The organism is Paenibacillus sp. FSL R5-192 (assembly GCF_000517845.1).
GTDB classification, from domain to species: domain Bacteria; phylum Bacillota; class Bacilli; order Paenibacillales; family Paenibacillaceae; genus Paenibacillus; species Paenibacillus amylolyticus.
The window spans coordinates 17383-38148 of sequence record NZ_ASPR01000024.1 but is presented as its reverse complement, the minus strand read 5'-3'; the positions used below and the strand labels follow the sequence as shown (position 1 = coordinate 38148).

Here is a 20766-nt window from a genome sequence, read left to right as displayed (position 1 = left end):
CAGAGGACAGGCATAAGCCTGCCCGCTGCATTTTCAAATTCAGGAACCAAGGGGAGATATGGGCATGAATACGAATTGTGTAATTCGTAATGTGAACGAGCATGTGGGCGAAACCGTAACAATCGGTGCCTGGATTAACAACAAACGTTCCAGCGGTAAAATTCAGTTTTTGCAGCTGCGTGATGGAACCGGATATATCCAAGGGGTTGTTGTGAAAAGTGAAGTTAGTGAAGAGATCTGGAACAATGCCAAGAGCCTGACACAAGAAAGCTCTTTGTATGTTACAGGTATTATTCGTGAAGAACCTCGCAGTGCGTCCGGTTACGAGATGACTGTTACAGGGGTTGAGATCATTCACCTGACTGAAAACTATCCAATTACGCCTAAAGAGCATGGTGTTGATTTCTTGATGGACCATCGTCATCTGTGGCTTCGTTCTACGAAGCAACGTGCTGTTATGGTGATTCGTGCAGAGATTATTCGCGCTGTTCAGCAGTTCTTTGATGGTAACGGATTCACACAAGTTGATCCTCCGATTTTGACACCATCGTCTGCGGAAGGAACAACGAACCTGTTCCACATCAAATACTTTGATGAAGATGCTTATCTGACACAAAGTGGTCAATTGTATATGGAAGCCGCAGCCATGGCTCTGGGCAAAGTATATTCCTTTGGTCCAACATTCCGCGCAGAGAAGTCCAAAACACGTCGTCACTTGATTGAGTTCTGGATGATTGAGCCGGAAATGGCATTTGTAGATCACGAGGAAAGTCTGCGCGTACAAGAGAAATTTATCGCTCATGTCGTTCAATCCGTGGTGAAAAACTGCCGTGCAGAACTGGAATCTATCGGTCGTGACGTATCCAAACTCGAAGGCATCGTAGCTCCATTCCCGCGTATTACGTATGATGAAGCGATTGAATTCCTGCATGGACAAGGCTTTGATATTCCTTGGGGAGAAGACTTTGGTGCACCACACGAAACAGCTATTGCTGAGAAGTACAATACACCTGTCTTTATCACGCATTACCCTGCTGGAATCAAGGCTTTCTATATGAAACCAGATCCGAATCGCCCAGAAGTTGTTCTCTGTGCTGATATGATTGCACCAGAAGGCTACGGAGAGATTATTGGCGGTTCGCAGCGTATCGATGATCCGGAATTGATGCAACAACGTTTTGAGGAGCACAATCTCTCGGATGAAGCTTACCAATGGTATCTGGATTTACGTAAATACGGATCGGTTCCTCACTCCGGTTTCGGTCTGGGATTGGAGCGGACGGTAGCATGGATCTGTGGATTGGATCATGTACGTGAAACAATCGCATTTCCACGTATGCTCTATCGTCTGTACCCTTAATGCTTAACCGAGGAGCGTCTATGGAAGACACCACATCCAAAGCTTGGTTGGATGGAGCAGCTTATGGCATGACTTCGGGTACAGCCCATCTGCCGTATGCCTTGTTACGTTTTTATCACCAGCTTGGCCTATCAGATGCAGAAGTGCTTCTTCTGATTCAACTGCTAGGGTTCCGTCAGGCAGAGTTCAATGAGTTTCCCACGCTTGAAGAGCTTGCGGCGCGCATGGGACTTGCACCTGAAGGCATTGCCAGAATGTTGCAACGTCTGATGAGGGATGGGTATATTGCTATTGACGAGCACCGTGACGAAGAACGGGACATCCAGTACGAGCGATATGATTTACATGGATTATATGCCAAGCTTGCAAAGTGCACTGCTGAAGAAGTAGCCGCATTCCGTGCGGAGCAGCAGAGTAGCAATTCAGCACGTCAAGATTCGAACAGTGTTCAAAAAGAAGAGGAAGAACGGAACATGTTCTCCATCTTTGAAAAAGAATTTGGACGTCCGCTCTCTCCAATGGAGTGCGAGACGATATCCGGCTGGTTGGATCAGGACCGTTATCAAGAGGAATTGATTCTAATGGCTCTGAAGGAAGCGGTTTTTGCAGGCAAAGTACATTTCCGGTATATCGATCGAATACTGCTTGAGTGGAGTCGCAATCGTGTCAAGACCGTTCAAGACGCGAAGGCGTACACGCAGCGGTTTCGTAATGGTGGACGTTAATTCCAGCGTAGGCAGGGACAAGAAACAGGCCAGAAGTCATTCTGTGCCTGTTTCTTTTTGGATTAAAGATTGGATGAGTGATCAGTAACATCAACCTTTCAGGCAATGATTTCATTTTGTTTTACAAAAATTTGATAGATCACGCAGGGGTTAACGCACAAGCTGTCGTCTATTGTATTGGAGAGGAGGGGAGAGTTATTGATGAAGCGCGCGTAATCGAACAAATCCGTCAAGGAGATACATCCCAGATGCGTACTCTGATTGATAAATATAGCCAACATGTATACCATGTGGCCTATTCCGTACTCAGGAACGATCAGGAAGCACAGGATGCAGCTCAGGAGGCGTTCATACAGATGTATAAGTCTCTCCCCGACTACCGTTCTGAAGGTTTCAAAACGTGGTTAACCCGAATTGCCTTTCACAAAGCGATTGATGCCAAACGCAAGCTGGGCAGACGAACTGCTGAGGATCTGGGTGGAGAAGAAAAAATAATCAATATGCCCGGACGGGATGAAGACGTTCTTACCCGTCTCGTTCGTGAAGAACGTCAGGATAAACTTCGCGAACGAATTAATCAGTTGCCTGCTCAGCATCGTGACATTATCACTGCGTATTATCTAAGCGAAAAAAATTATGAGCAGATTGCCAGTGATGCACAGGTGGCTGTGAAGACTGTGGAATCCCGCTTGTATCGTGCCCGGCAGTGGATTCGAAAAAATTGGAAGGAGGATGAATGGCGTGAGTAAACAGGAGAAGTATACCGCTGCGCAATGGACTGATTATATTGAAGGCCGTATGAGTGAAACTCAAGCGAACCAAATGGAACAGCTTCTGATGGAAGATCCGGATGCGATGGACATCTATCTGGAAGCGCTTGGTATCCATGGAGAACTGCCTCCGCTACATGACCCAACAGGGTTTGCGGATTCAGTCATGCATCGGATTGAGGGCATTCAATCACCCAAGGTACAACGCAAATCCCGTGCTGGGCGAAACCGGCGCTGGCTTGATCATAAAGTGTTCCATTACGCGGTAGCAGCCTGTTTGACATTGATCTTCCTCTCGTCTGGACTTTTTGACAAGGTAGCACCATATCACAAGTTCCAGGATGGCGACCACAGAGGGTCATTTACCGAGAAATGGACGGAGGCAGCCACTTCATGGCTGGATAACCTCAAGCCTAAACCATAAATAGTTTCGCATTGCCTGAAAAGAAAGGATGACGACTGTGCACTCAGATCGTAACAAATTACTCGCATTTCTATTAAACCTGATACCAGGTCTCGGTTTCATGTATTGGGGACGGGCTGCAAGGGCTGTGATCTATCCATTGCTTTTCTTCGGAACAGCTGTTGGTTCATTCATGTTAGCCATGGTCACTAATGAACAAGATTTATTGATTTTCGGTGCACTTTTTGCTGCTTTCTTCTGGGGGATCAGCATGCTGGATATGGTTATTGTTCTGCTCCGTACACCTTCTGCCCGAGAAGCACATTATAGGGGATACGGTGCGGCTTATGGAGCGCCTCCACACCAAGGGGCAGCCTACCAGGGAGCATACATGGGTCAGCAAGGGCCTATGGAGCAGATGAATGAAGATGAGCTGCATCAACATCCAGGTGGTGAATATGGCCATCCTGAGGGCCCCTATGGTCAACCCATGTATCGAAAAGGCAGTGAGGGTGAACGGTTCTTCACCATTTTGCTCTCATTTGTTCCGGGATTGGGCCACCTTCATCTGGGATTGTTGCATCGCGGTTTGTCGTTCTTGATGGCGTTCTTTGGTTCATTTGCCATGATGGTTTTTGTAGCTTCGATCACCAATGAATCCGTATTTTTAATGTTTCTACTCATACTGCCTGTAATATGGGTATACTGCATGTTTGATGCGGTGCAGCACGTCCACCGTAAGCAGGCTGGTGAGATGTTGCAGGATCGGACATTATTTGAGGAATTGGAGATGGGCAGAGTAGCCGGACGACGTAGCAAAGTGCTTGCAACGCTGCTATCTGCTTTTCCAGGTGCAGGTCATCTATATCTGGGATTGCAAAAAAGAGGCATGCAATTGATGTTCCTGTTCTTGGGCAGCATCTATGTTCTGGACCTGCTTCACTTATCGGTGTTTCTGTTCATGATCCCGTTGATCTGGTTCTACAGCTTCTTTGACGGGCTCCAGTGCTCCAGTCGTTATGGACGCGAACCATTGGTTGATCAACCAATCTTCAAGGACTGGGCCCGCCATCAGCGTCTGATTGGATTCGGGATCGCCGCGCTGGGTCTATATTACCTGACGATCCGTCTTGTCATTCCACAGCTGAATGAGCTCTTCCCTAATGCATTTATGACGTATGAGATACGTTCCTATTTAAACACCGTCATCGTATCCTTGCTGCTCATTTTTGGCGGTTTGAAACTGCTGTTTGGCAAGCAACGGGGGACGGGTATCCAAAGTGCTGCTCAACGAAATGATGAGGGAGCAGACAGTCTCTTTTTATTCAAGGATCGGGATGATCGACTGTAGAGTGACCTAAAGATTATTTACACTGACACTACGATGACAGAGCAACCTTCTAATCTCTTTTATCCAACAACAAAAAAACACGCCGTGGCCTATGTATATCAGCCTTGGCGTGTTTTTTGTTATCCAGCTTTGATTTAGAATAAATGATTGCTATTTCGTAGCACCCTTCAGCAGAAGTTGACGGTACATCACTTCGAACAAGAATTCGAACGCTTCCAGATGACGTTTCGCTTCAAAAGCATCCTTGCCCCACGCATATATGCCGTGGTTACGCAGCAAAATTCCTGGTACGTTGGCATCAAGTACACCTGGCACCAATTCAGCGATAGATGGAATATCCGCAAAGTTAGGCAGAACGGGTACACGAATCTCCGCATTTTCTTCCCAAATGTTGAAAGCCTTGATCAATTCGATTCCTTGAATCGGTACGTGTCCATCTGCTCCAAAGAATTCACTGATCAGGTTGTTAAACACGGTATGCACGTGGAATACAGCACCACAACCAGTCAAACGATAGATTTCGCAATGAATCAATGTTTCGGCACTTGGTTTCAACGTGGTTGTCTCAATCGCTTTGCCGTGTTTGTCCACAAAAAGAAAGTCTTCCGGTGTGCGAAGGGATTTGTCTTTGCCTGAGGCGGTAACCGCAAAATAAAATTGCTCCGGGTCAAAGTCTCCTACACGCATCGACAGATTGCCGCTTGTTCCAGGGAACCAGTTACGACTGGCAAACAACGCTTTAATATCAGCCAGTTCTTCAAGGACCTGACGTTTGTGTTCCAATGTAATCTTTTCAAAGCCCATCGTTTACAGCACTCCTTGTGTTTGCTTCTGTTTCATATCTTCGATGATATCGTAAAAGGTAGCGAATGGCACATGGTCCACACCCAGCTCAATACATTTGTCCGTTAAAATGGAGCGGGAGTAGACGAGATCGGCAATTTTGGCACCTTCAAAATCCGTCAGACTGTCTCCAATGAGGATTCGATTGTATTGTTCTTCCGGGAAGGTACGAATGACTGTTGTTTTGCACATGCCGCAGCCATTCTCACAAGGAGGCTGGCAGGGATTCGGCCATTCAATCTTAATGGTTTCACCCGAGAAGTCAGCTCCGTTGCAATAGACATGATCCTGCGGGATATGAAATGGTGCGAGTAACGGTTCAATGAAAAAGTCCATGCCACCGCTGGTCACATTGAATTCGATCCCTTCGCTGCGAACGTAGTCAAGAAACTCGCTGAATCCTTCACGGATCCCCGCTTGTCCAAGCACAAATTCCACAATTTCATCTTTCTGGGATGCAGGCAGAAGAGCAAACATGGCTCCAACGCCTTCACGCAGCGAGATGTTCTGCTCAATCGTATCTTTCATAATCGCTTCAATGCCCTCAGGTTTGAAATGTTTCATGATCGCTACGATGTTGTCCGAGAGCGTAATCGTACCGTCAAAGTCACAGAAAATGACTGTTTTTTTATCACTTCTCATCGTTCGCCACCCCACAGGTCCAATGCGCTTTTCAGCTCCGGATGCTCGGTTGCATATTGCGCGAGAGGAATGGAACGCTGAGCTGCCTCAATGGCTTGCAGGAATGCACGTCCGCCTGCCTCAGTGCCCATAGGATGTCCATGAATACCGCCACCAGCGTTAGCGATGACATCTGTACCAAAATCGCGCAAAATGAGCGGTACAAGGCCTGGATGGATACCGGCTGAAGGCACTGGCATACTGGTTCGTACTGGCAGATCGGCTGTCAGTAATTGCTCCGTGATCGCCATATTTTCTTCCTTCGGCATCGTAACCGAACCATAAGGAGAAGGGAAGAGCACCAGATCGGCACCCGCAAGACGCATCAACTGACCAAGTACAACCGAAGCCGACATGCCATAATGTGGTGAAGGATACAGTGCTCCTGCAAGAGCAGGGTGAGCCATAATTGGCACATTGATATCTGGATCACTGCTGAGTTCATGCAGCACATCATACCCGTAGGACAATACGTTGAACAACAAGGCATTTGCTCCTGCACCAATAGCACGTTCAGCTTGTTGCTTCAGACGAGATGTAGGTCCTGTAAGATTGGTTGCATACAGAAGTTTCTTGCCGGTCTCCTGGCGTGCCTGTTCGGCAGCTTTCATGCAGACCTCGACTCTTTTTTCGATAGGTGTCAATTTATTTTCGAACAGAATCTCATCGTCCTTGATCAAATCAACGCCACCAAGAGCCTGACGAATAAATTGTTCACGCAGTTCATCTGCATCCAGTCCGATAACTGACTTAAAAATACTCATTAACAGTGGACGATCATGCACACCAAGCAGATCACGAACACCATTCAGTCCAAACTTGGGTCCCGGGAATGCACTCAGGAAGCCATCCGAGAAACCAAGCTTTGTTAATTTGATCCGGCCATCCATTGAGATTTTGCCAAAGACCGTCACGAGCAGGGCAGGGATATCACGGCTGAAGTTAACATCAGGATATCCGATGGTAATATCGGCGTAACGCTCACCCGCAGCTATTCCTTCAGCTTCATGGACTTCTACGCTCATTACTTCACCCAGATGTTTCTGCATCGCTTCACGCTGGGCTTGCGGCAACTCCGTCCAGCTACCAACGGTCATGCCAATCGCGATGGACTGAGCCTTCTTGCGAAAGTCTGCATGGTCATCATGCAGACGATATGTGGCTGTGCACATGTTATTCATTTTAAATCCCCTTCCAAAGCAGCTCCCATCTCCCGTGAGCGCTCTGCACAGCGGTTGACGGCTGCGATTACATTTTCAAAGAAATCTCCTTCGTCCAGTGTCTTCAGTGCTGCCTGGGTTGCCCCTCCCGGGGATGTCACATCACTACGAAGCTTCATCGGTTCCAAACCGGTTTGTTGTACCATACGTGACGCCCCCAGCACCGTCTGAACAGTGAGATCACGAGATTGCTGGCTGGATAAGCCACCACGAATACCTGCGGCAATCATGGCCTCCATTAAATAGTATACATAAGCAGGGCCGCTTCCGGAAATCCCTGTGAGCACTTCGAGTTTATCTTCAGGCACGATGGTCACGATACCAACCGCTTCAAACATGGTCATCACCGTACTGCGCTGCTCATCCGTAATCTCCGCAGAGAAGGCAAGCCCGGTTGCACCGAGTCCAATGGTACTGGATGTGTTCGGCATGGTTCTCGCGATCGGTTGTTTACGACCAAGCAAGGACTGCATCGTGCGGATTGATAATCCGGCAATGACAGATACGATCAGTTGATCAGGTGATAACAGCGGACCAAGCTCGCGCAGCGCTGCGGCAGCATCTTTGGGTTTCATACAGAGTACAATGACCGGAGTGGAGGCAAGGTGATCCAAGGATTGCGAGGCAGTTCCGGTATGTACAGCATAACGGGTGCTGAGCTCCTCCTGACGTTTCTGGTTGCTGCGGTTCAGCATCGTAATATCCTGAGGACGAACGACTAGGCGGGAGATCAGTCCGCGCACGATGGCTTCAGCCATCGCGCCTGCTCCGTGGAAAGTAATCTTCTGTTGTAGTAACGTCTGTTGCTCTTGACTCATATTTATCGTTCCTCCTATATAACTGGTGGGTGGGATATTATTGACGGATCTGTCCATTGCCTGTAATACGATATTTGGTTGACGTCAGTGCTGGCAGTCCCATCGGTCCACGTGCATGCAGTTTCTGGGTACTGATTCCGATTTCGGCTCCATAGCCAAATTCAAATCCGTCAGTGAAACGCGTGGACGCATTGTGATAGACGGCTGCTGCATCCACATCATGCATAAAGCGCTCTGCATGGGCTGTATCCCGGGTTACGATACACTCGGAATGTTTGGTTCCGTAATGTGCGATGTGCTGCATCGCTTCGTCCAGGTTCTCGACCACCCGGATATTTAAAATATAGTCGTTGTACTCGGTCGCATAGTCTTCCTCGGTTGCCTCAAGGGCAGAAGGAACAAGACGGCGCACCGTGTCGCAACCTTTCAAGACCACATTGGCCTCACGGAATTGCTCGGCAAGAGCAGGCAGATGCTCTTCCGCGTATGCGGCATGCAGCAGCAACGTTTCCATGGAGTTACATACGGATGGACGTTGTGCCTTGGCATTGATGGCAATTTCGGCTGCCATAACTGGATCGGCTGATTCATCTACATAGGTATGACAGATGCCTGCCCCGGTTTCAATAACAGGTACTGTTGCATTGGCAACCACATTACGAATGAGAGAAGCCCCGCCGCGTGGAATGATGACGTCCAGCAGTCCGTTCAACTTGAGCATTTCATCCACGGAAGCACGATCCGCATCCTCAACCAGTTGCAAAGCATCAGCAGGCATGTCTGTCGTTGTGAGTGCCTGATGCAGCACCTCCACAATTTTACGATTGGAGGACAGGGCAGAGGAACCGCCGCGCAGAAGCACTGCATTACCTGTTTTGAGACATAATCCGGCTGCGTCTACAGTTACATTAGGACGAGCTTCGTAGATGATGCCAATCAGGCCAATCGGCACTCTTAATTTTTCAACATGTAATCCGTTTGGACGGGTAAATGTCTCTAACACTTCGCCGACTGGATCAGGCAGATCTGCAATCTGACGTAACCCTTCAGCAATGCCTGCGATCCGCTCTGGATTAAGTGCGAGACGATCCAGCATGGATTCTGGCGTGCCTTGTTCTCTGCCTCGTGCCAGATCTTCGGCGTTTGCCGTAATGATGGAATCCGTCTCCTTAATCAAAGCATCTGCCATGACACGCAGGGCCGTATTTTTCTGTTCTGTATTCAATCGGTTCAGCTGTGGAACCGCGGCTTGGGCTTTGCTGGCTTTTTCTCTGACTTCACTCATCGTAATTCCTCCTCATATATATAAAGTTGATTATTCCAACCACTATATAGCTTCTTGTTTATTTTAACGTAATCCATTCGTCTCTATGAATAACCTCAAGTCTATGGATGCTTGCAAGTTGTTTCATCACTTCGCCACTGGGAAGTCCGGCAATAAGTCGAAGCTGGTCATCATCATAATTGACAATACCGCGACCAAGCAAGGTTTCATCCATTCCGATGACCTCTACAACGTCTCCTGCATGAAACGTTCCCAGTACCCGCTTGACTCCTACAGGTAAAAGGCTGTGGCCCCCATGGACAAGTGCTTCTTCAGCACCATCATCCACAACGACGGTTCCCAGCGGAGTAGACATGAAGCCAAGCCACTGCTTTTTACGGGATAGCGAAGCGAGTCGTGTCTCAAAGTAAGTTCCTTTACCCGTGCCATCAACTGCCTTCTGCATATCTCCGGGTTCTTTCACACTTCCCACAAATACCGGTACGCCTCCACGTGTAGCAACCTTGGCTGCATCAACTTTGGATCGCATTCCGCCTGTGCCAACCGTTGAACCTGAACCACCGGCAAAAGCATAGATCTCCGCCGTGATCTCGGGGATACGGTCGTAACGCACGGCAGATGGATCTTTGCGCGGATCTGCGGTGTACAGGCCGTTGGTATCGGTAAGAATGATCAGATGCTGAGCCTTCACCAGGTTTGCAACCAATGCGGACAACAGATCGTTATCACCAAACTTCAATTCGTCTACCGACACCGTATCATTCTCATTAAAAATCGGAATCACTCGCTGTTTAAGCAACTCTTCTACGGTCATACCTGCGTTACCCATGCGTTTACGACTGTGAAAGTCTGTACGAGTTAACAAAATTTGCGCCGTAGTAACGCGGTGCGCTGCAAAAGCCTGTTGATATGCCTGCATCAGTAATGCCTGACCAACGGCCGCTGCGGCCTGTTTCTCATGCAGCAGTTTGGGGCGCTGAGGGTAACCGATCTCCCGGAATCCGGCCGCTACCGCTCCTGAGGTGACCAGAAGTACTTCATGGCCCTGATCAGCCAATGCTGCAATTTCTCCGGCAAAAAAAGTGATCGAACTGCGATCCAGACCGCCTTCTTCCGTTGTAAGCGAGCTGCTTCCAATCTTAACTACAATACGTGAAGTCATGGTTTCACTTCCTTAAACATGATTAATAAGTGCTTCTGGAGCAGGCTTTAGCGGGTACAAAAAAAACTCCCGCCCTTTAGTTAAAAAGGACGAAAGTTCGTTACTTCCGCGGTACCACCTTTATTGATGATTAGATCATCCGGCTTCATGCCCTGTAACAGAAGGCACTGTCCTGCACGTAACAGGCCGCTCAGGGGTAGGTTTCAGAGAAGAGCCGCGGTAAATTCTTTCAGCAGGGTGGAATTTACTCTCTGGGCGCGACTGATATTCTCTTACTGGTCCCGTCATCACGTTTCGTTCAATATTTCTTATAACATACCATGGAAACTTGGCATATGCAAAGGGGTTATCGTCCTGTAAATTACTTGAATAAATTCAGCTTACCAATCCGCTGGGCAGCTTCGCGTAATCGGTTTTCATCACTTAACAGTCCCGCGCGCACATAGCCTTCGCCATGCGAACCAAAACCAATACCTGGGGCTACGGCTACCTTGGCTTCTCGCAGTAACAAGTCTGCAAATGAAGCGGAGGTATAACCGGCTGGTACAGGCAACCAGCTGAAGAATGAACCTGCCGGTTTCGACGCTTGCCAGCCAATCGAGGAAAGAGCGTCATAAAACGTATTGCGACGGGATTCGTAACGTGAAACGAGCGAAGTAACACATTCCTGAGAGCCAGTAAGTGCTTCCGTTGCCGCAGCCTGAATTCCACCGAAGAGACTGACATAGATATGATCCTGAAGCAGATTGATTTTAGAGACAATCTCTGCATTGCCAAGCGCGAATCCAACACGCCATCCAGCCATATTGTAGGTTTTGGATAACGTATAGAACTCAATGCCTACTTCTTTGGCACCAGGGGCTTGTAGGAAACTTACGGGACGATGTCCGTCAAATCCAATCGCACCGTAAGCAAAGTCGCTGGCAATGACGATTTGATTTTGAATGGCAAATTCAACCGTATCTTCGTAGAACGAAAGGGGTGCCGTTGCCGACGTTGGATTGTTGGGATAGTTCAGGAACATCAGCTTGGCTTTCTCCCGAACTTCGGCTGTAACAGCTTCGTAATCCGGCAGGAATGCATTGGACTCAAGCAAAGGCATAAATGACATGTTTGCTTTGGCGAGTGCAACACCAGACCAGTAATCCGGGTAGCCAGGATCTGGAACGAGAACGGTGTCCCCGGGGTTAAGCAGGACCTGAGGTAACTGAACCAATCCGGTTTTGCCTCCGAACAGAATGGCTACTTCAGTCTCGGGGTTCAGATCAACGTTGTAATCTTCCTTATAACGTTTGGCGACAGCTTCCTTCAGGAAAGAGTGCCCTCTAAAAGGGGAGTATTTGTGGTAGAGGGGATTCTCAGCCGACTCTTGCAGTGTTTTCACAATATGAGGTGGTGTAGGTGTATCCGGGTTCCCCTGACCCAGATTAATCACGTCATGTCCACTTGCGATTTCACGATTTACATTTTGAACAAGGGTAGCAAAAAATTGCGTTGGAAGCTGTGTCATCACATCAGAAGTCGGTATCTTAAAAGCTGAACGAGCAGATGTATGGTCTGATTGGGTCATTATATTCATCACTCCGGTTATTAATAATGGCAAATAGTTCTCATTAATTTATCACGCAAATCCCGAGCTGTATAGAGGGAAATGCACTTGAATATACAGTACATAGGAGCAAAGAGCGGAGTATTGTACAAAACTGAAAGTGCTCATTTAGTTTTGTCCATTGAGCTGAGAGAAGCCATGTTTTATGATAATATCCGATAATGATAATCAATATCATTAATTTCTAGCACAACGCACTTGATACAGGGGGAGAAATAGAAATGAAAAAAGGCATACGAAATACGGGAGTATTATTAACGATCACATGGTTATCCATTCTGCTACTGGCTTGTGGAAATCAAACTGCAACACCTGCTGCTGGCGCAGATGATTCCAAAGCAGCCACAGAAACGACAGAGACCCAAACTGCAACGGAAGAGACGAACGAGGGCGAGACCCGGATATTCAAAGACTGGACTGGCCATCAAGTTGAGATTCCTGTAAATCCGAAGCGAGTTATCTATCATGGAGAAGTTACAGGGGATCTGCTCGCGCTTGGTGTTGTTCCTGTCGGCATACTTCGTCAAGAGGGAACCGTATTTGATGATCAGGTTGCTCAGGCAGAAGATGTAGGATTTCCGATCAGTGTGGAAAAGGCGTTAGACCTGAATCCCGATCTGATCATTTTCTCCAACAGTGACGAGGCTCAATATGATCAGATCGCAAAGGTTGCACCCACAGTTACATTTGATTCATTTGGTTTAATAGAAGATCGCATGCGTATCCTTGGCGATTTGTTGAATAAGAAGCAAGAAGCGGAGGATTGGATTACGGCTCATCAAAAAGCGACGGAAGAGATGTGGACGCAACTGCATGAGAACGGATTAAAAGAAGGGGAGACCGCTTCGGTATTCACCATGTATCCCGGGAATCGTCTGTTTGTCATGGCGGGTGCAGGATTACCACAGTTGTTATACGGAAAAGACGGGCTGAAGCCAACCGCGGAAATCCAGAAAGTATTGGATGAAGACATGGGATTTGTAGAGATTTCGACTGAAAAATTATCTGAATTTGCCGGTGATCGGATATTTATTTTGGATCCTGTGACCGACGATGCAAAACAATCCACCAAGGAATTGCTGGATAGTACAATCTGGAAGAACCTGCCTGCGGTGAAAGAAGGGAAAGTATATCGTTTTAATATCGTAAAAGCTTCTAGTGATGCTCTTTCCAGAGAGTGGCTGTTACAAGAGCTGCCAAAACAGATGATTCAATAATGGTGACGAGCCAATAAGGCACCAGTAACACCTTTGAGTAATGCAGTTATAAAAAAGTGAAAGGGGCCTTCAACATTTCGTTGAACGCTCTTTTTTGCTGATTAAACTCATATCTGGATTATTGACCATCGCTCGCTTATAATCAGACCATACAGAATGATTGATAATTATTCTCATTTCAGAAAAACGAGGTGAACCGACATGCAGGCTTTGGATGCCGATGGGGGAGCGTTGTTCTTTTCAGCATTCATGTTTCGGCTGGATCATCTGGTACGACGAATTGAACCACCTGAACAGGTGATGCTGGAAGTTGCTTGCGAGAAACATGCCTTCCTGATCTGTGAAGAAGGGGATGGGCGTTTATATATTGGACATGAACAGTTTCCGTTTACTACGGGATGTGTTTATCCGCTTTCTCCGGGAGAGGGGTACCAGATTGAACATCGTAATAACTCGGAATTAAAATATATCATAATGGCTTTTGATGTTATTCATGTGTTGACGGGTGATCCCGAACTCTTTACCCGCGCTGTATTTGAGCACAGAAACCAATTGAATGGTTATCCCTATGCTCCGTTAAGTGGGCTGCTGGAGCAAATGTATGTCATTCGGAATTATAAAACAGATGCCGAATACAGTCATTTGAATGCACAGTTCCAAAAATGGATGGAGATGATCATTACCCGATACACTTCTCCAAAGACGGAACAGAGTATGGAGACAAGACTACACAGTACGATTCAGTATGTGGACGACCATTATGCTGAAGAAATCACTGTACAGAAACTGGCACGTCTTGCGGAGATCAGACCTGTACAATATACGACCCTTTTCAGACAACTCACGGGTCACAAGCCGCTTGATTATGTGAATCATGTACGCATTAAACATGCCAAGGACTGGCTTCGCAAATCAGATGAACCACTTCGGGATATAGCGAGTCGCGTGGGGTTTAAGGATGAGTATTATTTCAGCAGGCGTTTTCGCCAAATGACCGGATTATCTCCTCGTCAATATGACAGATCGATTCAGCAGCAGACGTTAGTACAAGATTGGTTGGGTCATGATGTGAATATTCCAGTTAACCCAGAGCGAATTATGTATTATGGAGATTCTGCTGGGGATCTGTTGATGCTGGGCATTCAGTTGCTGGAAGATCGGACATATGACGCGGTCGCCCCAGTTAATGTGGAAGCCGCTGTTATCATGAAGCCGGACTTGATTATTTTTGATAGCAGTAATGAACAACAGTATGAACAACTTTACCGGATTGCACCGACGCTTGCTTACAATTCACATGCCACGTTGGAAGAACGAATGCGCAGATTGGGCAGCTGGTTTGGCAGACAACCGCAGGCTGAACAATGGCTAACCTCCTATGCGGAGCGTACTGAGCAGATGTGGGCGAAGATCCATACTGTAATTGAAGAGGGGGAAACGGCATCCGTATTTACATACCATCGGGGTGCACGATTATTTGTTATGGGCAATATCGGTCTGGCGCCTATGTTATATCATCCAATGGGATTCAGTCCAGTTACCAAAGTGAAGGAAGCACTTGCGGCAGGCAGAGCCTATAAGGAAATTTCGGCTGAAGCGGTACGTCAGTACGCGGGAGATCATGTGTTTGTTATGCTGCCTGAGGAAGTTGTGGCAAGACAGGCTACAGAGATGCTGATGAAAAGTCCCAGTTGGCAGGCCCTTCCGGCTGTGCAGAATGGACGGGTATATCCTGTGGAGGAGTCAACATGGAATGTGGGTGATGCACTCACGAGTGATCGATTGTTGACCCTGCTCCCTGAGTTGTTGTGTGCAAGTTCATAACAAAAACAGGCTTGCAGTCCTCAGGAGGATCAAGCTATGATAGCAGGTATTACGGTTCAGAGGAGTGCTTGTCATGACAGAAAAACAACAGGGAGAAATGCGTGTAGCCCTGATTCAGGGCGATATTCAGCTCGGAGACCCTGAGGCCAATCATAAACATATGCAGACGTTGCTTGAGCGTGCGGTAGAACAATATCCGGATCTGGGGCTGGCTGTGTTACCTGAGATGTGGAATACCGGATACGCTTTGACTCAAATTCATGAACTCGCTGACCCGGAAGGCCAGAAATCTCGGGAATGGCTGTCTGCTTTTGCTCAAAAACATCAAATTTCCATCGTTGGCGGTTCAATTGCCGAGAAACGGGATGGTCAAATATACAATACAATGTACGCTTATGATCGTGAAGGAAAACAGGTAACACGATACGATAAATTACATTTGTTCCGTCTGATGGACGAGGAGAAATATTTACAGCCTGGTGCGGAACCTGAAATTTTTGAATTGCAGAACGGTCTTACAGCGGGTGCTTCGATCTGTTATGACATCCGGTTCCCGGAGCTTGCCCGCACCCTTGCTTTGAATGGTGCCAAGGCATTGATTGTACCCGCCGAATGGCCGAAACCTCGTCTGCACCACTGGCGTACGTTGCTTACCGCACGAGCGATTGAGAATCAGATGTATGTGATCGCCTGTAACCGTGTAGGTAAAGGGGGAGAGACCGAATTTTTCGGACATTCCCTCATCATTGATCCTTGGGGTGAGATTGTGGCTGAAGGTGGCGAAGGGGAAGAGATCGTGACCGGAATTATTCGTCCATCTCTGGTAGATGAGGTTCGCGGACGTATTCCTGTATTTGAAGACCGTCGACCTGGCGTTTATTTTAGCGGAAAATAAAAACTGAAATAAAATTCTTCAGAAAAAGTGTTTATTCTTCCAGGACGCGGGTAATGATAACTATCCCGTCACCAAGGAGGATGATCAATCAATGGACAACCATGTGAAAGATACGCTCAGGAGACTGGAACAGGATAACACAAGGGAAGATCACTTAAGGGCATTCTTAGAGAATGGAGCAGGAGGGCTATCACCCCCTGATTCAACTGTTCAGGACGAAGGCCGTGTAATGAATCAGCAAAACAGGCTGACAAGCGATCGTAATTTGCGTAAATAAACCGCCAGACATGAAGTTTTCTTATGTACGTTTCTACGTTAACATTATAAATTAGCATTGTAGTTAAACAACTTAACAAGCAACATTGTACTGTAACCAGTTACTGTGATTGCAATGTAAGAACTCTATCCTGCGGATGCGGGAAACGAGTATATGACAAAGGCTTGGCCCATAAGGGTCAAGCCTTTGTTTTGTTTCAGTATGAAATGTACCCATACCCATAGGAGAAATTTTTTAGTCTCCCTTTGACAGTTCGGCCACGGTTTGTTGAAACGTATGGATGAATGCTTCGGCTGCCTTCGACAGCACTCTTCCTTGACGATAAGCCACAACAAGTGTTCTGCTAGGAGTAGGCTCAGCAAGTGGCACATACACTGGCACGAACTCACTGCGCGGCGCACGGGCAATAAAGCGTGGAACCAGGGTAATACCCATACCTGTGGCGACCAGCGACTGAACAGTTTCAATATTGGTGCTTTCAAACACAACTTTGGGATCAAAACCAGCCTGCTCACAGAGATCAAATGTAAGTTTGCGGAAACCCTGTCCTTTTTTCAATACAACAAACGGTTCATCCCGAAGCTCTTCAATTCGCACAGGAAGCGGATGTTCCGGATCTGCCCTGCGTGCCAAAGGGTGATTCGGGGGAACTGCCAGATCAATCTTTTCCTCTCCAATGGCAACATAGGCGAGACTTGGCTCTTGTAAAGGAAGAGATAACAGACTGAGATCTGCTTTGCCGCTTGCTGTCAATTTCTCAAGCGTAAGCCCGGAGTCTTCCAATAAGGTAACCTCAATCTCGGGATAAGCTTGTTGAAACGCAGGAAGCACGTGTGGGAGCAGGTGTGATCCCGTGATCGGCATGCTGCCCACAACGACTTTACCTTTGCGAAGCTGGGAGATGTCGGACATTTCCTGACGCAATAGCTCCACAGCATCTACGATCTTCTGGGCTTGCTCGACAAACGTAACACCCGCATGGGTTAACTCCACGGTACTGGTATTACGCTGAAACAGTAGCACTCCCAATTCTTTTTCCAATTTGGATAATTGCTGGCTTAATGAAGGTTGAGCAATATGCAGCTTCTCTGCTGCCCGGGAGAAATTGCGTTCGGCCGCAATTTGCAGCGTATATTGAAGTTGTCTGAATTCCATCGTCATCGGTCATTCCTTTCGTTATGCCACCATTATATCATTACAGATGAAGAAATCATTAATTTCGCTTAACCGCTTGCACTCCATCAGAAGAGTTGCTATACTAATTTTGAAAACGCTTAATAAGAACCACTTACCCGGGTAAAACAAAATCAACGTTTTCATGTGTACCAGTTTCAAGTGTTAGCACAGAACCATTTCAAATGTTCATATTCTTTTTCGTTCATATAATTGAATAACATTCATCCAACGATGGCGTGTTACTGTTCGGCAGGCAAGACCTAGATTGGGTGGGAAGAGTTTCTCTTTTCCTACCCTTTTTAGGTCTTTTTTTGTTCCCATCAAGAAACGGAGGTGCACCATGAATTACAAACAATTAGCCCAATCGATTATGGAGCTGGTCGGTGGCAATGATAATATCAACACGTTAATTCATTGCTCTACCAGGCTCAGACTTACCCTGAAGAATCCGGATATGGCGAAGACCCAAGAAATTAAGAGCCTTGATGGTGTTATTGGCGCAGTGAATAGCGGCGGACAATATCAGGTTATTATCGGTAATGACGTCGCGTACGTCTACAATGAACTTGCCAAGATGATGGATACTCGGCAATCAAACGAAATTCAGGAGAAACAAAAAGCGGATTATAGCCCCAAAGGACTGTTTAATACTTTTGCCAGTGTCATTGCAGGCATTTTCCAACCTATTATCCCAGCCATTGCTGCCTCGGGCATGCTTAAGGCACTTTTGCTACTGGCGACCGTGACCGGCCTGATGTCTAAAGAGAGCCAGACATACACCGTTTTGAGTGTCATGTCTGATGCTGCCTTTTACTTTCTTCCGATTCTACTGGCCTATTCCAGTGCAAATAGATTTAAAACGAACCCCTTTGTTGCCGTTCTGTTTGGTGGAATCATGTTACACCCGAATATGATTGGTCTACTTGGCGGTGAAGATCCGGTGTCCTTTATTGGCATACCTGTTGCATCCGTTCAATATGCGACATCCGTGGTACCGATTATTTTAACGGTCTGGTTCATGTCTTACATTGAAAAGTTCGCGGACAAGATCTCACCAGGACCAGTCAAAATTTTCCTTAAACCTTTGATTGTTATTCTCATTGTTGCTCCAGTTGCCCTGATTGTACTTGGACCTCTGGGGATGTATCTCGGAACGGGAATGTCCAACCTGATCTATTGGATTCAGGATAAGATTGGATGGTTGACCGTTGTCATTATGGCTATACTGATGCCTCTGATTGTCATGTTCGGTATGCATAAAGTATTTTATCCCATTATTTTCGCAGCCTTGGCTTCACCTGGATATGAAACACTGGTGCTGGTCGCGATGCTGGCATCCAATATGGCGCAGGGAGCAGGCGCACTGGCGGTGTCATTCAAAACCAAAGACATCAAGCTGAAACAAGTCGCTTTGTCTGCAGGAATTTCAGGTGTATTCGGTATCACGGAACCTGCTCTGTACGGTGTACATTTAAGGCTCAAGAAAACGCTGTTTGCCTGCATGATCGGCGCCGGAGTCGCTGGGTTGTTCGCAGGTATTGTGAATCTCAAGGCATATGCTGCCGTGGGTCCGGGGATTGCATCTATGCCTATGTTTATCAGTGAAGATCATATGAATATTATCTATGCGATCATTACCATGCTGATCTCTGCCATTGTCGCGTTTGTCGCTGTATATGTCATTGGATTTCAGGATGTTGTTCCAACAGCAGTGTCGATAGCAGGCAGTCCTACAAACAAAGCGAGAGGCGAATCTGAAATCCAGCCATCCAAAGGGATCAAATTGAAAAAGATCGTTTTTGCTCCATTGGAAGGTAAAGTTCTGCCATTAAGAGAGGTGAAGGACGAGGCCTTCTCGCAAGAAGCCATGGGACAAGGTATGGCCATTCAGCCAAGTGTTGGCAAGGTGTTTGCCCCGTTTGATGGTACCGTTGAGACGGTGTTCCGCACTAAACATTCCATCGGTCTGAGATCGGTAGAAGGTGTAGAACTTCTGATTCATGTCGGATTGGATACGGTGAAACTGAAAGGCCAGCATTTTGATGTAAAAGTGAACGAAGGAGAACAGATCTCTCATGGTCAGCTCCTGATTGAATTTGATCTTGAAGCTATACAAGCCGCAGGTTATGACACCACGACCCCTGTAATTGTGACCAATTCATCGGATTATCTGGAGGTGCTGGGCAATGAATCTGCGGCGACAACAGGACCGGGGAAACCATTAATTACGGTATTATAACCCGCTGAAATATGAATGAAAGGCAGGTAGCCTGATATGGAAGTCATAAAAATATTGAATTCGAGCATTGTTCTTGCCAGACGTGGTGAGGATGACAAGGAAATTATTGTGATGGGAAAGGGCATCGGCTACAGGAGCAAACCGGGAGATGTCGTGGGGGAGGATGAGATCGAGAAGATCTATGTCCTTGAAAATGAAACGATCTCTTCGGATCTCACCGCCCTGATGAAGGAAACGCCAAAAGAATATCTGATTCTGGCTGACGAAATCATCTCCCATGCCAAACATACATTGTCCCGCCATCTGAGTGATCATCTCTATGTCGCATTAACGGATCATCTGTATATGGCCATGAAGCGATTCAAGGACAATATGACGATCCAGAACCGAATGTTGTGGGAAGTGAAAAAGTTCTATCCGCAGGAGTTCAGCATCGGGTTGCATGGTCTGTCTCTCATTCAAAAACAGCTTGGACTCTCCCTGCCTGAAGAGGAAGCGGCGAATATTGCCTTTCATCTCGTTAATGCGCAGCAGAATGATGACAATATGAATCAGGTCATGATGATGACTAATACCGTCAAGGATGTACTCAATATTATCAAAATTCACTATCACGTGGAGCTGGATACACACAGCATCAACTATTCACGCTTTTTGACACATTTGCAGTTTTTCATTCAACGGCTTTTTGAACATAAAACGTTAAACACGCAGGATCATGAGCTCTTTGAGCAGATCGCGAATAAATACCCGCAGGAAGAAGCCTGCGTACTGCTAATCAAGGATTATATTGAAGCTCGGTTTGAACATACGATCTCCAATGAAGAGATGATGTATTTGATTATTCATATCAATCGGGTCATGAGTCGCAATTGAGCAAGAATGAAAGAGTTACAGAGATAATCCAAGGA

At 46.9% G+C, this 20766-nt stretch carries 19 protein-coding genes; 11 read left to right on the top strand and 8 right to left on the bottom strand.

What is annotated here, in order from left to right:
- The first annotated feature begins 64 nt into the window (after window positions 1-64).
- The 5 genes from asnS (at window position 65) to C161_RS18790 (ending at window position 4609) form a co-directional block, all read left to right on the top strand.
- Window positions 65-1360 (top strand): asparagine--tRNA ligase, encoded by a 1296-nt coding sequence (asnS, locus tag C161_RS18810; protein WP_017687752.1) that lies wholly within the window; start codon window positions 65-67, stop codon window positions 1358-1360.
- 20 nt (window positions 1361-1380) lie between these two features.
- Entirely contained in the window at window positions 1381-2085 is a 705-nt protein-coding gene (locus C161_RS18805) for a DnaD domain-containing protein (protein WP_084650363.1), read from the top strand.
- 248 nt (window positions 2086-2333) lie between these two features.
- Complete coding sequence (locus C161_RS18800) at window positions 2334-2834, top strand: RNA polymerase sigma factor (RefSeq protein ID WP_235193861.1); 501 nt, start codon at window positions 2334-2336, stop codon at window positions 2832-2834.
- A complete protein-coding gene (locus C161_RS18795) occupies window positions 2827-3279 on the top strand; it encodes a hypothetical protein (protein WP_036671982.1) in 453 nt (150 codons plus the stop codon). Before C161_RS18800 ends, C161_RS18795 begins: the two co-directional genes overlap by 8 nt.
- A 28-nt stretch (window positions 3280-3307) precedes the next feature.
- Window positions 3308-4609 (top strand): hypothetical protein, encoded by a 1302-nt coding sequence (locus C161_RS18790; RefSeq protein WP_036671980.1) that lies wholly within the window; start codon window positions 3308-3310, stop codon window positions 4607-4609.
- Between the two features lie 150 nt (window positions 4610-4759).
- On the opposite strand, the gene C161_RS18785 is transcribed toward C161_RS18790, so the two are convergent.
- From C161_RS18785 to C161_RS18755, 7 genes are all read right to left on the bottom strand, one after another.
- Window positions 4760-5413, bottom strand: coding sequence for a methylthioribulose 1-phosphate dehydratase (locus C161_RS18785; RefSeq protein ID WP_036607600.1), 654 nt, complete (start codon window positions 5411-5413; stop codon window positions 4760-4762).
- Between the two features lie 3 nt (window positions 5414-5416).
- Window positions 5417-6094, bottom strand: a complete 678-nt coding sequence (locus tag C161_RS18780; protein ID WP_036671978.1) for a 2-hydroxy-3-keto-5-methylthiopentenyl-1-phosphate phosphatase — start codon at window positions 6092-6094, stop codon at window positions 5417-5419.
- A complete protein-coding gene (locus tag C161_RS18775) occupies window positions 6091-7314 on the bottom strand; it encodes a 2,3-diketo-5-methylthiopentyl-1-phosphate enolase (RefSeq protein WP_036671977.1) in 1224 nt (407 codons plus the stop codon). Before C161_RS18775 ends, C161_RS18780 begins: the two co-directional genes overlap by 4 nt.
- Window positions 7311-8171, bottom strand: coding sequence for a pyrroline-5-carboxylate reductase (proC, locus tag C161_RS18770; RefSeq protein ID WP_036671976.1), 861 nt, complete (start codon window positions 8169-8171; stop codon window positions 7311-7313). The genes C161_RS18775 and proC overlap by 4 nt, the downstream gene beginning before the upstream one ends.
- A 37-nt stretch (window positions 8172-8208) precedes the next feature.
- On the bottom strand, window positions 8209-9456 hold the full coding sequence (locus C161_RS18765) for a glutamate-5-semialdehyde dehydrogenase (RefSeq protein WP_036671975.1): 1248 nt from the start codon (window positions 9454-9456) through the stop codon (window positions 8209-8211).
- Window positions 9457-9514: 58 nt separating this feature from the next.
- Window positions 9515-10618 (bottom strand): glutamate 5-kinase, encoded by a 1104-nt coding sequence (proB, locus tag C161_RS18760; RefSeq protein WP_036671974.1) that lies wholly within the window; start codon window positions 10616-10618, stop codon window positions 9515-9517.
- Window positions 10619-10979: 361 nt separating this feature from the next.
- Window positions 10980-12188 carry a pyridoxal phosphate-dependent aminotransferase gene (locus tag C161_RS18755; protein ID WP_036671973.1) on the bottom strand — a complete coding sequence of 403 codons (1209 nt, stop codon included), beginning with the start codon at window positions 12186-12188 and terminating at the stop codon, window positions 10980-10982.
- Between the two features lie 260 nt (window positions 12189-12448).
- Here C161_RS18755 and C161_RS18750 point away from each other — a divergent pair, with 260 nt between their 5' ends.
- From C161_RS18750 to C161_RS18735, 4 genes are all read left to right on the top strand, one after another.
- The gene (locus C161_RS18750) at window positions 12449-13444 is read left to right on the top strand and encodes an ABC transporter substrate-binding protein (RefSeq protein WP_036671972.1); all 996 of its coding nucleotides are present in this window, start codon (window positions 12449-12451) and stop codon (window positions 13442-13444) included.
- A gap of 201 nt (window positions 13445-13645) precedes the next feature.
- Window positions 13646-15268, top strand: a complete 1623-nt coding sequence (locus C161_RS18745) for an ABC transporter substrate-binding protein (protein ID WP_051449811.1) — start codon at window positions 13646-13648, stop codon at window positions 15266-15268.
- A gap of 73 nt (window positions 15269-15341) precedes the next feature.
- Complete coding sequence (locus tag C161_RS18740) at window positions 15342-16163, top strand: carbon-nitrogen family hydrolase (RefSeq protein WP_036671971.1); 822 nt, start codon at window positions 15342-15344, stop codon at window positions 16161-16163.
- 91 nt (window positions 16164-16254) lie between these two features.
- A complete protein-coding gene (locus C161_RS18735; RefSeq protein ID WP_017687767.1) occupies window positions 16255-16440 on the top strand; it encodes a hypothetical protein in 186 nt (61 codons plus the stop codon).
- Between the two features lie 234 nt (window positions 16441-16674).
- Here C161_RS18735 and C161_RS18730 read toward each other — a convergent pair whose 3' ends face one another.
- Window positions 16675-17595 carry a LysR family transcriptional regulator gene (locus tag C161_RS18730; protein ID WP_036672034.1) on the bottom strand — a complete coding sequence of 307 codons (921 nt, stop codon included), beginning with the start codon at window positions 17593-17595 and terminating at the stop codon, window positions 16675-16677.
- Window positions 17596-17956: 361 nt separating this feature from the next.
- Between C161_RS18730 and C161_RS18725 the strand changes: the two genes are divergently transcribed.
- A complete protein-coding gene (locus tag C161_RS18725; RefSeq protein ID WP_036671970.1) occupies window positions 17957-19855 on the top strand; it encodes a beta-glucoside-specific PTS transporter subunit IIABC in 1899 nt (632 codons plus the stop codon).
- A 36-nt stretch (window positions 19856-19891) separates the two neighbouring features.
- Window positions 19892-20731 carry a BglG family transcription antiterminator LicT gene (gene licT / locus C161_RS18720; protein ID WP_036671969.1) on the top strand — a complete coding sequence of 280 codons (840 nt, stop codon included), beginning with the start codon at window positions 19892-19894 and terminating at the stop codon, window positions 20729-20731.
- Window positions 20732-20766 lie beyond the last annotated feature (35 nt).